Source organism: Leisingera sp. ANG-M6, from assembly GCF_000813905.1.
In the GTDB taxonomy this organism is placed as follows: Bacteria; Pseudomonadota; Alphaproteobacteria; order Rhodobacterales; family Rhodobacteraceae; genus Leisingera.
This window is the reverse complement of sequence record NZ_JWLG01000020.1, coordinates 24,252-36,435: the sequence shown is the minus strand read 5'-3', so window position 1 is coordinate 36,435 and position 12,184 is coordinate 24,252. Positions and strand designations below refer to the sequence as shown.

Genomic DNA, 12,184 nt, shown 5'->3' with positions numbered 1-12,184 from the left:
ACGGTTGCGGCTCCGGGGCAAATTCGCCATCACGGTCGCATGACACCTCAGATCCGCGCTCTTTCCGTTCACCTGCTCACCGCAACCGGCGCCGTCTTTGCCATGCTGGCAATGCTGGCGGCGGCTGAGGGTAAATGGAGCCTGATGTTCCTGTGGCTGGTGGTTGCCTTCGCGGTGGACGGCATCGACGGGCCGCTGGCGCGGCACTATCACGTCAAGCGCTACTCGCCGGAGTTCGACGGGGTGCTGCTGGACCTGATCATCGACTACCTGACCTATGTCTTCATTCCCGCCTTTGCCTTGTTCCAATCCGGGCTGATGGCGGGCTGGACAGGGTGGTTTGCGATCATCGTAATCACCTTTGGCAGCGCGATGTATTACGCCGACACCAGAATGAAGACCAAGGACAATTCCTTTTCCGGCTATCCCGGCGTGTGGAACATGCCGGTGCTGGTGATCTTTGCGCTGGAGCCGAGCCATTGGACTAGTCTGGTGCTGGTGACGCTGCTGTCGGTGGCGATGTTCCTGCCGCTGAAGTTCATCCATCCGGTGCGCACGGTGCGCTGGCGCAAGGTGTCGCTGCCGATGGCGCTGGCCTGGACCTTCTTTGCGGGCTGGGCCGCCTGGGTCGACTTCCACCCGGCCAGCTGGGCGCATTGGGGGCTGGTGGTGACCTCGGTCTACCTGCTGTTTGTCGGCATCGCCCAGCAGATTGTGCCGGAACGGCAGCGCACGTCCTCAAGGGCTTGAATACCGCCCTGCCACTTGAAGGGGCGCCGCCCCTCTGCGCCCTGCGGGCGCATTCACCCCGGGGTATTTTCAACCAGAAAGAAGCAGCCGCCGCGGCTGTCATAAAGACGCGTCTGCCGTAAAGATCAAATCAGCAGGCTGGCAGCGCCTTCGTGTTTCAGCAGAGCCACCTTGGTCTCCACCCCGCCTTTGCCGGAAAACCCGCCAAGACCGCTGGCGCCCAGCACCCGGTGGCAGGGGATGATCACCGGGATCGGATTGCCGCCGCAGGCATTTCCGACCGGTTGCGGCGGCGCCCCCAGCTGTTTGGCAATATCGCCATAGGTGCGGGTCTCGCCAAAGGGAATCGCCAGCATTGCATCACAGACGGCGCGCTGAAAATCAGACCCGTCCACCTGCAGCGGCAAGTCGAACACCGTCAGCTCCCCCGCAAAATAGGCGCGCAATTGGTCCAGCGCCCGGGTCAGCAGCGCTGACTGCCCGCTGGCCTCCGCCGTCCAGTCCAGCCGCACGATGGCGCCGTCCCGCTCTGCCACGCTGAGCGGCCCGACGGGCGTCTCAAGACTTGCTGAAATCATCCTTTTCCTCCGGCCTGCTCCCGGCTGCATTCTCTGGTGCCGGTGCGCGGTCCGCAAGCCCGGACATCGGTCCCCGGCTGCCGCGTTAACGCTTTGTTAACCAGTGCTAACGGTTTACCGCCAGATTGCATCAAATTCGACTAAAGTGAGTTTCAAGAAGAGAGCTAAAGGTCAGTCAGATGATTTCAGCAGTTTCCAGCCCTGCCGGTTTCTACAACGGCATGAAGCAGATCCAGGCCTTGCGCCAGGAGGCACCGGCTTCGGGAACCACTGCACGGGAACTGGCTGATGCGTCTTTGATCAAAGGCATGACGCGCACTCCAGCGCGGGATGCCGTGCAGGCCGGCAGCCCTGCTGACGCCCTGACCGCCCAGTATGTCGGCCCGGCCCGGGAAATGGCGCGGGCCGAGGCGTTGGAACCGCGCCCGGCGAAAGGCATCGACATGGATGCCTACTATCAGGATCTGATGAATGGCTGCCAGGCAGGCCCAAAGCCGGTCAGTGTGCTGACCGCAGAGGCGAACTATGCCAAGGTGCAGCGCATCATTGGCTGACCCGCCAAACCAAGGCCCGTCTGCAAGGGCACATACCACGCCGCCTGAATGTGTTTACCTGCCGTTAAGCCTGTTGTGTTAAAACTGGTTAAAGAACGGTTCAGTGCCTCTGCGAAGGACCCTCTGTGATGTTTATACCAGTTTCGGGACGTATAGATCCCATCAGGCCAAACCGCGGTTTTCTGACCGCCCGCCCGGTTGTCCGCTCCGATGACCCGGACAAGAGCGAAACCGCCGACAACACGCCGCGCGGTCAGGACGAGCATCCGCAGGATGCGCCGCATCCGGAAAACAGCGAGTTTTTCTGGGACGCCGCGGGACGCGAAACCGCTGCACCCGGAGATGAGCTGTTTCACGAAAACGCTGTGCTGGCAGAGCATCTGCTGATGCAGCGCGCCTGGCCGGCAGACCGGATCCCGCCCGGCGGGGCCCAGGCAGCCTATCAGGGCTATCAGGAGGCCAGGACGCTGACGGCCTGACCTCTCCGTCTTATTGCAGCTGTGCCCAGAACAGCTCCAGGTGCCGCGACATGATCTCTTCGAACCGGCCGCTGTCCCGCAGCTTCTGCAGTCCTGCGTTGATCCGGTAGAGATGGGTGGTGCCGCGCCAGTGGCGCTTGGAAATCACCACATGCAGGCCTTCTTCCGACAGCGGTTTTTCCAGCGGCACCACAGTGTCGCGCAGGTCCTCTGCCACAATGGTATTGGCACCCAGGAACAGGTTCACCGCCGCCGCGTCCACCTGTCCCTCTGACACCATGCGGAAACAGTCGGCCGGGGTTTCCGGCTGCACCAGGGTGATCTTTTCGCCGTCCAGCCAGCGCCGGTCTGCGCGGTTCAGGTCATGGGTGAAGTAGCCCGCCGGGCGGCATAGAGTCTTGCCCTCGACATCGCTGTCGTCCTCATATTCAAAACCGCCGCCGGCCCGCACGAACAGCATGATGGGCATGGTCATGACAGGTTCGGAGAAATGGAAATTCGCGCAGCGCTCATTGCCAGGCTCTGCCGCGCAGTCGGGCTTGAGCCACGGAAATCCCATGTCGAACTCTTTCTTGTCCAGCATCGGGAACAGGTGTTTGGACCAGTCGTCCTCCCAGCTGACCGAATAGCTGACCGGTGCTGGTGCCAGCTCAAGTGCTGCGTTGATCAGCTCTGTCACCATGCCCTGCCCCGGCAGGCTGCGGTCGGTGAACGGGCCGTAGCCGCTGCCGGTCAGCAGCGTCAGCTCTGCCTTCTCCTGCCTGAGCGGCGTGGCATCCGGCGCGGTGGCGCCGGTGAGGCAGGGGATGAAAAGCTTGCGGCCCGGCAGCACCGTGGCGCCGGCCAGAAGTTTCTGGTTGCGGTAATAAACCATGGTCCAGCGGTTGCGGTCGCCGTAATGGGTCTCTGCGATGGAGAACAGCGTATCGCCGGGCTGCGCCACATAGTCCACGTCGCAGATCGCCCAGGCCGCAGCGGGTGCCATGGTGAACAGGGCAGCTAGCCGCAGGAGGCGTGAAAAAAGCCGTTTCATTCAGGCATCCCCCCTCAGAACCCGGCCCAGATCCGGGCCATGTGGTCTTCGACGATGGCCTGGTAGCTGCCGTCTTCCTGGATCGAACGCAGGCCCTTGTTGATCATTGCCAGCATTTCACCCGCGCGCGGATGGGTCTTGTGCACCACCACATAGATGCCCAGCACCGACAGCGGCTGCGGCAGAACCGTGAACTGGTCGGCAATGCCCGCCTCCTTCATCACGCTGCGGCCGGTGAATTCGTTGATCGCCACCGCGTCCGCCTCGCCCGCGGCCACCATGTCAAAACAGTCCTTCACCTTGTGCGGCTGTTTCAGGGTGATCTTCTTGTCGGCAATCCAGCGGCGGCCACGCTCATCCAGATCAAAGGTCAGGTAACCCGCGGGGCGGCACAGGGTCTTGCCCTCGATGTCGCTGTCGCTGGTGAACACAAACGGCCGGTCCTTATGCGCAAACAGCAGCATCAGGGTTTCGAACATCGGCTCGGAGAAGTGGAAGTTCTGACAGCGGTAGCTGTCGGGCATGGTTTCGCAGTCAGGCTTGTACCAGGGGAAGCCCAGGTCCAGCAGCGCATTGGACAGCAGCGGGTCGAAGTGCGAGGACCAATCGTTGACCCAGTGGATGGCATAGCCCTCAGCCGGGGCGGCCTGGGTCATTGCAGCATTCACCACTTCAGTGATCAGGCCGCCGTTGTGCGACGCCTTGGAGGTGAAGGGCGCGTAGTCGTCGCCGGTCAGCAGGTTGATTTTCTGGCGTACAGCCGCGTTGCCCGGCGCCACCTTGACCGGCACTGCAACAGCAGGCGCGGCAGCGGTGATGTCCTTGCCGCCCGGCAAGCCCAGAGGCAGCCCTTCGAGGCAGGCGAGAGACAATTTCATGCCAACCCGGATCGCGCCAGGTTTAGGGCCGATCTGGTCGATGTTGCGGTTGTGGATGGCGCTCCATTTGCCCGCGTCCTTGTAGAGCTTGTCGGCAATCACCGACAGGCTGTCACCGGATTGCACGGTATAGATGCCGCCGCAGGTTTCGGCAGCAGCAGACGTGGCAAAGAGGCCGGACAGCCCGATGGCGGCGGCAGCGAAAAAGGTCTTCATGATCCCCCCGGAAGTGTGCAGCACCTGATCCGCAGAAATGGCGGGTGGCGCCCATTGTATTGATTTCTTGTTGATTGAGGTCCGCGGGCAGTGCGGCTGCCCGCGCGGCAGCGCCATTCTGGCGCCGCAGCTGACGGGTCTTAGTTTCCGACGAACAGCGCCAGCAGCGTTGCGGTATCCACCCGCCCATCGGCGCCGATCAGGCTGGACGGGACGGAGATTTCCTGACGCTCATAGGCGCCGTTCACCAGCTGGTCGATATAGGCCGCGGACTGGCCCTGCGCGGCAGCGGTCAGCACCATCTTGTAGAGCGCCGAGCCCTCTGCAGGCGCAGCAGGCGCAGCCTGGACTGAAGCGGCGGGCTGAGCCTGCTTGCTGCGCAGCGCTGCCAGCGTGCCTTCGGTGATCCGGGCGACCAGCGCGTCCTCGCCGCTGGCGGCAGTGCCCTCGAGCCCTGCCGCTGCTGCGGCACCAGCCGGGACCGCTTCCACGTTCTGCTCCACCGGCACTGCCACGGCCTGAACAGCCTCTGCAGCATCGCTGCCGCCGAACTGAAAATAGAGCAGCATCGCAGCCGCCACCGCAAGGCCGGCCGCCGCCAGACCCAGCTTGGGCAGCGCCGAGGGGCCTTCAGCTGCCACAGGCGCGAACTGCTTCGGTTCGGGAGCGGCTTTCGGCTCCGGCTTCGCGGGTTTTAAGCTTTTTGCCGGCTGGCCTGGCCTGGCGGCCTTGACCGCGCTGGCGGCGGCGCTGGAAGCGGGCTTTGCCTTGACGGGCTCAGGGTGTGCCGCCACAAGCCCGATCTTGATATTCTTCGGCGCTGACACCCCGTCAATCCGCACTGCCTTGCCGCGCGCTTCACCCGGCTCAGCCGCCGGTTGCGCGTCCGCTTTCAGCTTCAGCATAGAAAACTGTCCCCCTGCCCCATGCCACTTATTGAAATGACGTTTTAAATCTACATGGAATTAACGAATTCTTAACCAATTGTAGAAAACCGGTCAACATCTAGAGGAATCCGATCTTGCAGGGCACAAGGCATTTCCCGGAAAAAGTGTGAAAAATGCCATAACATCATCGCAAAAAGGACAACGCCCGGCGCGTGGCCGGGCGTTGCGTGCAATTCAGAGGTGAGGAGCGGCTTACCCCAGCGCGCTGTCGCAGCGGCCGCAGACGCCCTCATGCCCGTGGCTGCCGACATCCGGCAGGATCTTCCAGCAGCGCTGGCACTTGCCGCCGTCGGCCTTTTCAAACACCACCGACACGCCGTCCACTTCCGGCATCCGGAAGGCTTCGGCGGGGGCCGGGTCATTGGTCAGCGCGATGTCCGAGGTGATGCAGATATCAGCAAAATTCACCGACTTCAGCGCCGCCAGCGCCTCACCGTCGCGCACATGCACCACCGGAGCGGCCTCCAGCGAGGCGCCGATCACCTTGTCGGTGCGCTGCACCTCCAGCGCCGCGGTCACCACCCGGCGGGCCTGGCGGATCTTGGACCATTTGGCGGCCAGCGGCTCATTTAGCCAGTCGGCGGGCGTCACCGGGATATCCTGCAAATGCACGGAGCTGCCCTCACCCGGGTACTTCTCCAGCCAGACCTCTTCCATGGTGAAGACCAGGATCGGCGCCAGCCAGGTGGTCAGGCGGTGGAACAGGATATCCAGCACGGTGCGGGCTGCACGGGCGTTCAGGGTGTCGCCATCGCAATAAAGCGCATCCTTGCGGATATCGAAGTAGAAGGCTGACAGGTCGACAGTGGCAAAGTTGAAGACCGCCGAGAACACGCCCTGGAAGTCGAACGACTGGTAGCCGGTGCGCACCCTGTGATCCAGTTCGGCCAGACGGTGCAGCACCCACTGCTCCAGCTCCGGCATATCCGCAGGCTCAACCCGCTGATCCTCGCTGAAGTCGCCCAGGGAGCCCAGCATGAACCGCATGGTGTTGCGCAGGCGGCGGTAGCTGTCGGCGGTGCCTTTCAGGATCTCCGGCCCGATCCGCTGGTCGGCGGTGTAATCGGTCTGGGCCACCCACAGGCGCAGGATGTCGGCGCCGTATTGTTTGACGACCTCTTCCGGCACGATGGTGTTGCCGAGCGACTTGGACATTTTCATGCCCTTCTCGTCCAGCGTGAAGCCGTGGGTCACCACGTTGCGGTAAGGCGCGCGGCCCTTGGTGCCGCAGGCCTGCAGCAGCGAGGAGTGGAACCAGCCGCGGTGCTGGTCGGTGCCTTCCATGTAAACGTCGGCGATGCCGTCCTCGGTGCCGTCCTCGCGGTCTCGCAGCACAAAGGCATGGGTCGAACCGGAGTCGAACCACACGTCCAGCACGTCGAATACCTGATCGTAGTCATCCGGGTCCACGGAGTTACCCAGCACCCGCGCTTTGAAACCATCCTGGTACCAGACGTCGGCGCCGTGCTCTTCAAACTCTGCGACGATGCGCTTGTTCACGTCTTCGTTGCGCAAGAGGAAGTCCGCATCGGTCGGCAGCGCACCCTTCTTGGTAAAGCACGTCAGCGGCACGCCCCAGGCGCGCTGGCGCGACAGAACCCAGTCGGGGCGGCTTTCGATCATCGAATGCAGGCGGTTGCGGCCGGTCTGCGGCCACCATTTCACCAGTTCGTCGATCGAGCGCAGGGCACGTTCGCGGATGCTGCTGCCCATCTCATCCATGCCGTCGTCCAGCTTGCGGTCGACGGAGGCGAACCACTGCGGCGTGTTGCGGTAGATGATCGGCGCCTTGGAGCGCCAGGAATGCGGGTAGCTGTGCTTGATCTTGCCGCGTGCCAGCAGGCCGCCAACCTCAACCAGCTTGTCGATGATGGTCTTGTTGGCATCGCCCTCGCCGCCCTTGCGGTTCAGGATATAGGTGCCGCCGAAGAACGGCAGGTCGGCCCGGAAGCCGCCATCGTCCATCACGTTGTAGGTGATCATCTGCTCCAGCATGTTCAGATCACGGTAGAGTTCGAATTCCTCCATGCCGTGGCTGGGGGCGCAGTGGACAAAGCCGGTGCCTTCGGTGTCAGTCACGAAAGGCGCCGCGCGGAAGTCGCGGATACCGTCCCATTCGCCGTTCGAGCCTTCGGCACCGTGCAGCGGGTGGGTCAGGCCGACGCCTTCGAGATCGGAGACAGGAACATCGGCGACCCGGGTGTACTGGTCCTCGCTCAGGCGCGCGCGCTTGAACACCTCAGCCGCCAGATTGTCGGCCAGGATATACTTGTCACCCACGGCGGCCCAGCATTCATCCGGGGTGCCGGTGACCTCATAGAGGCCGTAGGCAATGTCTTTGCCGAAAACCACGGCCTTGTTCGACGGGATGGTCCAGGGGGTGGTGGTCCAGATCACCACCTGGGCGCCGGCCAGCTTGTGATCTGCAGGTTCGGCAACCTTGAACTTCACCCAGATGGTGAAGCTTTCCTTGTCGTGATACTCCACCTCGGCCTCAGCCAGGGCGGTCTTTTCGACCGGCGACCACATCACCGGCTTGGAGCCCTGATAGAGCGTGCCATTCATCAGGAACTTCATGAACTCGTCAGCGATAACCGCCTCGGCGTGGTAGTTCATGGTGAGGTACGGATCATCCCAATTGCCGGTGATGCCCAGACGCTTGAACTCCTCGCGCTGGATCTCGACCCAGCTGTCGGCAAAGGCGCGGCATTCCTGGCGGAATTCCACAACCGGCACCGCGTCCTTGTTCTTGCCCTTCTTGCGGTACTGCTCCTCGATCTTCCATTCGATCGGCAGGCCATGGCAGTCCCAGCCCGGCACGTAACGGCTGTCAAAGCCCATCATCTGGTGCGAGCGGACGATCATGTCCTTGATGGTCTTGTTCAGCGCGTGGCCGATGTGCAGGTGGCCGTTGGCGTAGGGCGGGCCGTCATGCAGGGTAAAGGGCTTGCGTTCCGCGTCGCCGCCCTTGGCCGCGGCGGCCTTGTCGCGGAGTTTGTCGTAGACGCCGATCTCGGCCCAGCGCTCCAGCCAGGCGGGCTCGCGCTTGGGCAGGCCTGCGCGCATCGGGAAATCGGTTTTCGGCAGGTTCAGGGTGTCTTTGTAGTCAGGCGTCTGGGGCGTGTCGGCGCACATCGGGGGCGTCCTTTGGATGATCAAGGTCGGAAATTGGGATATTCGGTTCGGCGCGATGGCTCAAGCGCCTTTGCCCGGCGGCTCAATGGTTTCAGAGCGCCGGGGATATAATTCGAATAATGATGGCCGCGAATAGGGACATGAAGCGCCTTATAGGACGGGCGCGCGGGAGGGTAAAGCGGCAGATGTGCCGCATTTTGATGAGGGCAGCGGCAAATACGCCTTCCCTCTTCCGCTTCCGCCGCCTTCACCCTATCTAGCGGATGATGGCAGGCCGGAGCAGACAATGACCGACACCGAAACACAGAACCCGCTGGCACGGTTCGAGATCACCGCAGAGGAGATTTCCCGCGTGGTGGCGGTGTTCTACATGCAGGTGCGTGCGGACGACGTGCTGGGGCCGGTGTTTGCCGCCCATGTCACCGACTGGCCGGAACATGAGGAGAAGATTGCGGGCTTCTGGCGCAATGCGATCCTGCGCGAGCGCAGTTACAGCGGCAATCCGATGCGGGTGCATGTCTCACGTCCCGACGTGAAGGCAGAGCATTTCCCGCTTTGGCTTGGGCTGTTCCACCAAGTGCTGCGGGCGGAGCTGCCAGAGCGTACCGCGCTTCAATGGGGCGCCTTGGCCGACCGCATCGGCGAGGGCTTCCGCACTGGCGTGGTGGCCATGCGCCAGCCCAAGGACCAGCCGCCCAAACTGTTCTGACAGCGCCTATTTTTCTTTTGAAAACAATCCTGTCAGTGCCCGCTGCACCACCTTGCGGGTGCTCGGCTTGTGCTGCGGTGAGAACGGCATTGGACGGCAGACCTCCATCGCGGCGATGCCAACGCGAGCGGACAAGGCACCGTTGACCAGCCCCTCGCCGAAGCGGCGGGAGAGCTTGGACAGCACCGACCCGCCCAGCACCGGCTCCAGCAGGTCATCGCCAGCGGCCACCGCGCCGGTTGCGGCCAGATGCGCCAGCACCGCGCGAGTCAGCCGCCAGGAGCTGAAGAAACCGGGACGGCCGCCATAGATCCCCGCCACCCGGCGGATCATCCGCAGCGAGGAGACCAGCGCCGTCAGGATATCCGCCAGCGCCATCGGCACCAGCGCCGTCACCGTCGCAACCTGCCGGGCCGCAGCCTCCACCTCGCGCAGGGCAATGGAGTCCAGCGGCACCAGCAGCTCTTCCTCTGCCAGCAGCAGCAGCGCGTCGCCGTCCATCACCTCCGCCTGCCGCTCTGCCAGCCTTGCCTGGTGCCAGCTGAGATCCTCGCGCCCGTTGTAGAAAGCCTCCAGCCGGGTGGTGAAGGCGCGGGCGGCGGTCAGATCCACGGCCTCCGCTGCCTGATGGCGCAAGGCATCGACCCGGCGCAGCCGGGAGAGCGCGGCCAGTTCGCGCAAGCCCATCGCCAGCGCCAGCAGCAGGAGCAGCCCGAGACCAGCGGTAACGGCCCAGCCCAGCACCGGCACCCGCGCAATCAGGCCGGCGGCAAAATCCCAGGCCGCGACCGAGGCCATGGCGCCAATGACGGCAACCAGCAGCGCCCAGAACCAGCGGGCCAGCCGCGAGGGGCGGCGCGCCGCAATGCGGGCGGCCTGTTCCATCGCGTTTGGCCGCGCTGCCATCGGTACGGGATCGGGCACCGGCGGCGCCTCTGCGACAGAGGGGGCGTCAGCCTCCTCCTCCAGATCAAACAGGACCGGCTTGTTGCTCATGCCGCGGCCTCCTGTACTGCGCGCCACTCATAAGTGATGTCAGGCAGGCCCTCTTCATTGCCAGAGCCATCGCCGCGGGCAACCTCGGCAAACCCCTCCCGCAGATAGAACCGCTGCGCCCTTGTATTGGCGGCAAAGGTGTTCAGCACCAGCCGCGGCGCTTCCGCCTTGGCCGCATCCAGCAGCATCTTACCCGCGCCTTGGCCGCAGGCACCGGGAGCGAGGTAGAGAGAGCAGACCTCCTGCTCCTTGCGGGCGAGGAAACCCAGAACTGCCCCGTCCCGCTCCGCCACGGTCACCCAGCCCCGGTCAATCATCATGCCGCAGAACATGATCGTTTGGGCCGATGAATAGAGCTTGGGCATCCAGGCGGTATCTTGCTGGAAGCGGTAGAGAATATCACCGGTCGCCCCCGCATCGAGAGGTGTGGCTGGGCGCAGGCAGAGGGTCACAGGGCATCTCCAATCAGGAAGTCTGCGGCGCGGTCGAGGCGGATATGCGGCGGGCCGCTGCCGTGTTTCAGGGTGAGCGGCGCGGGTGCAAATGCCATTGACTGGTAGTCGCCTTCCAGCCAGCGTTCAGCACCTTGCCGCGCTGGGGTGAGCAGCTGGGCCGGGTCTTGCGGCAAAGCGCCGGGGTAGAAGGCCGCCTGCTTTCCGCTGTCCAGCAGGGTGCCGCGCACGCAGGGCAGTTCAGCGCCGTTGTGGGGGCGCATTTCTTCCGTCGTGGTGCGAAGGGAGGCCATCGCCAGCGCCGCGGTCTCTGCCCCGGCAAAGCGGGCGCGGTCCTGCGCCTCGCGGGTCAGGGCCTCGATTATGGCGGTCATCTGCGGGTGCTGGGCATGATGCATGTGGTCGGCCTTGGTCGCAGCGAACAGAATCTTCTCCACCCGCTTGCCGCCCAGAAGCCGGGTCAGGAAATGGTTGCGGCCCGGTTTGAAGGCGCTGAGGATATCCGTCATTGCATGGCGAAGATCCTCCACCGCCTGCGGGCCGGAGTGGATCGCCGAGAGCGCATCGACCAGCACCACCTGCCGGTCGATACGGGCGAAGTGATCGCGGAAGAAGGGTTTCACGACCTTGGATTTATAGGCCTCGTAGCGCCGCTCCATTTCCCGCCACAAGCTGCCGCGCGGCGGGCTGGCCTCAGCCGGAAGCGGGGCGAAGGTCAGCACCGGCGAGCCTTCCAGATCGCCGGGCAGCAAAAAGCGGCCGGGGGTGCAGTCATAGAACCCGGCGGTGCGGGCGGTTGTCAGGTATTCCGTGAAGGCGGCGGCGAGCGACTGCGCCTGCGGCTCCTCATGTGTTCCAGCGGGGACGGCTTTGGATTGTTCAGCCAGAAAGCGGGCCGCCTGCGGGCGGCTGGCAATGCGGGACAGCACATCGGCAGACCACTCAGCGTAGGTTTTGTCCAGCAAGGCCAGATCCAGCAGCCACTCGCCGGGGTAGTCGACAATGTCCAGATGCAGCGTGCGCGGCCCCTGCAGGCCTGCCAAGAGGCCCGCGGGCCGCACCTTGAGACTGAGACGCAGCTCGGAGACCGCCCTTGTGCTATCCGGCCAATGGGGTGACGGCCCGGTCAGCGCCGCGAGGTGGTTTTCATAGTCGAACCGCGGCACGGTGTCGTCAGGCTGGGGCTGCAGGAAGGCGGCCTCGATCCGGCCCTCGCGCGCGGCGCCAAGCTGCAGCATCCGGCCCCGGTCCATGAGGTTGGCGACCAGCGAGGTGATGAATACCGTCTTGCCCGAGCGCGCCAAACCGGTGACGCCGAGCCGGATGGGCCGGTCGAACAGCGCTGCGGAGAGGCCGCTAGTGACGCTCTCCACCCCGCTCATCACCCCGTCTGCAAGGGAGGTTATCACCAAGGCCCTGATCCTGCTCTGTTCTTGCTGAGCACAAGATAGGCAGCA

At 64.0% G+C, this 12,184-nt stretch carries 12 protein-coding genes; 4 read left to right on the top strand and 8 right to left on the bottom strand.

The features are described from left to right. The first annotated feature begins 39 nt into the window (after window positions 1-39). The gene (locus RA24_RS18150) at window positions 40-750 is read left to right on the top strand and encodes a CDP-alcohol phosphatidyltransferase family protein (RefSeq protein ID WP_039150799.1); all 711 of its coding nucleotides are present in this window, start codon (window positions 40-42) and stop codon (window positions 748-750) included. A gap of 125 nt (window positions 751-875) precedes the next feature. On the opposite strand, the gene RA24_RS18145 is transcribed toward RA24_RS18150, so the two are convergent. Next, entirely contained in the window at window positions 876-1,328 is a 453-nt protein-coding gene (locus RA24_RS18145; RefSeq protein WP_039174553.1) for a methylated-DNA--[protein]-cysteine S-methyltransferase, read from the bottom strand. A gap of 179 nt (window positions 1,329-1,507) precedes the next feature. On the opposite strand from RA24_RS18145, the gene RA24_RS18140 reads away from it, so the two are divergent. Together RA24_RS18140 and RA24_RS18135 are read left to right on the top strand one after the other, a co-directional pair. Further along, window positions 1,508-1,882 carry a hypothetical protein gene (locus RA24_RS18140; RefSeq protein ID WP_039193366.1) on the top strand — a complete coding sequence of 125 codons (375 nt, stop codon included), beginning with the start codon at window positions 1,508-1,510 and terminating at the stop codon, window positions 1,880-1,882. Window positions 1,883-2,010: 128 nt separating this feature from the next. After that, window positions 2,011-2,361 carry a hypothetical protein gene (locus RA24_RS18135; protein WP_039174556.1) on the top strand — a complete coding sequence of 117 codons (351 nt, stop codon included), beginning with the start codon at window positions 2,011-2,013 and terminating at the stop codon, window positions 2,359-2,361. 10 nt (window positions 2,362-2,371) lie between these two features. On the opposite strand, the gene RA24_RS18130 is transcribed toward RA24_RS18135, so the two are convergent. The 4 genes from RA24_RS18130 to ileS all read right to left on the bottom strand — a co-directional run bounded on the left by RA24_RS18130 (window position 2,372) and on the right by ileS (window position 8,570). After that, window positions 2,372-3,394: a transporter substrate-binding domain-containing protein gene (locus RA24_RS18130; protein ID WP_039193365.1), complete on the bottom strand. Its 1,023-nt coding sequence runs from the start codon at window positions 3,392-3,394 to the stop codon at window positions 2,372-2,374. Between the two features lie 14 nt (window positions 3,395-3,408). After that, window positions 3,409-4,488: a transporter substrate-binding domain-containing protein gene (locus RA24_RS18125; RefSeq protein WP_039193389.1), complete on the bottom strand. Its 1,080-nt coding sequence runs from the start codon at window positions 4,486-4,488 to the stop codon at window positions 3,409-3,411. Window positions 4,489-4,628: 140 nt separating this feature from the next. Next, a complete protein-coding gene (locus tag RA24_RS18120; RefSeq protein WP_039193362.1) occupies window positions 4,629-5,393 on the bottom strand; it encodes a hypothetical protein in 765 nt (254 codons plus the stop codon). Between the two features lie 234 nt (window positions 5,394-5,627). Then, the gene (gene ileS / locus RA24_RS18115; protein ID WP_039193358.1) at window positions 5,628-8,570 is read right to left on the bottom strand and encodes an isoleucine--tRNA ligase; all 2,943 of its coding nucleotides are present in this window, start codon (window positions 8,568-8,570) and stop codon (window positions 5,628-5,630) included. Between the two features lie 286 nt (window positions 8,571-8,856). Here ileS and RA24_RS18110 point away from each other — a divergent pair, with 286 nt between their 5' ends. Next, complete coding sequence (locus RA24_RS18110) at window positions 8,857-9,279, top strand: group III truncated hemoglobin (RefSeq protein ID WP_039193355.1); 423 nt, start codon at window positions 8,857-8,859, stop codon at window positions 9,277-9,279. A gap of 6 nt (window positions 9,280-9,285) precedes the next feature. Here the strand turns inward: RA24_RS18110 and RA24_RS18105 are convergent, their stop codons facing one another. The 3 genes from RA24_RS18105 to RA24_RS18095 are packed head-to-tail and all read right to left on the bottom strand — an operon-like array spanning window position 9,286 to window position 12,139. Beyond that, entirely contained in the window at window positions 9,286-10,275 is a 990-nt protein-coding gene (locus RA24_RS18105) for a YcjF family protein (RefSeq protein WP_039193352.1), read from the bottom strand. Next, window positions 10,272-10,727 (bottom strand): GNAT family N-acetyltransferase, encoded by a 456-nt coding sequence (locus tag RA24_RS18100; RefSeq protein ID WP_039193350.1) that lies wholly within the window; start codon window positions 10,725-10,727, stop codon window positions 10,272-10,274. The genes RA24_RS18105 and RA24_RS18100 overlap by 4 nt, the downstream gene beginning before the upstream one ends. After that, window positions 10,724-12,139, bottom strand: a complete 1,416-nt coding sequence (locus tag RA24_RS18095) for a YcjX family protein (protein ID WP_039193348.1) — start codon at window positions 12,137-12,139, stop codon at window positions 10,724-10,726. Before RA24_RS18095 ends, RA24_RS18100 begins: the two co-directional genes overlap by 4 nt. Window positions 12,140-12,184 lie beyond the last annotated feature (45 nt).

Excerpts from the sequence above, each read along its gene's own strand:
- RA24_RS18150 (WP_039150799.1), top strand. The coding sequence starts at position 40 with ATGACACCTCAGATCCGCGCTCTTTCCGTTCACCTGCTCACCGCAACC.
- RA24_RS18145 (WP_039174553.1), bottom strand. The coding sequence starts at position 1,328 with ATGATTTCAGCAAGTCTTGAGACGCCCGTCGGGCCGCTCAGCGTGGCA.
- RA24_RS18140 (WP_039193366.1), top strand. The coding sequence starts at position 1,508 with ATGATTTCAGCAGTTTCCAGCCCTGCCGGTTTCTACAACGGCATGAAG.
- RA24_RS18135 (WP_039174556.1), top strand. The coding sequence starts at position 2,011 with ATGTTTATACCAGTTTCGGGACGTATAGATCCCATCAGGCCAAACCGC.
- RA24_RS18130 (WP_039193365.1), bottom strand. The coding sequence starts at position 3,394 with ATGAAACGGCTTTTTTCACGCCTCCTGCGGCTAGCTGCCCTGTTCACC.
- RA24_RS18125 (WP_039193389.1), bottom strand. The coding sequence starts at position 4,488 with ATGAAGACCTTTTTCGCTGCCGCCGCCATCGGGCTGTCCGGCCTCTTT.
- RA24_RS18120 (WP_039193362.1), bottom strand. The coding sequence starts at position 5,393 with ATGCTGAAGCTGAAAGCGGACGCGCAACCGGCGGCTGAGCCGGGTGAA.
- ileS (WP_039193358.1), bottom strand. The coding sequence starts at position 8,570 with ATGTGCGCCGACACGCCCCAGACGCCTGACTACAAAGACACCCTGAAC.
- RA24_RS18110 (WP_039193355.1), top strand. The coding sequence starts at position 8,857 with ATGACCGACACCGAAACACAGAACCCGCTGGCACGGTTCGAGATCACC.
- RA24_RS18105 (WP_039193352.1), bottom strand. The coding sequence starts at position 10,275 with ATGAGCAACAAGCCGGTCCTGTTTGATCTGGAGGAGGAGGCTGACGCC.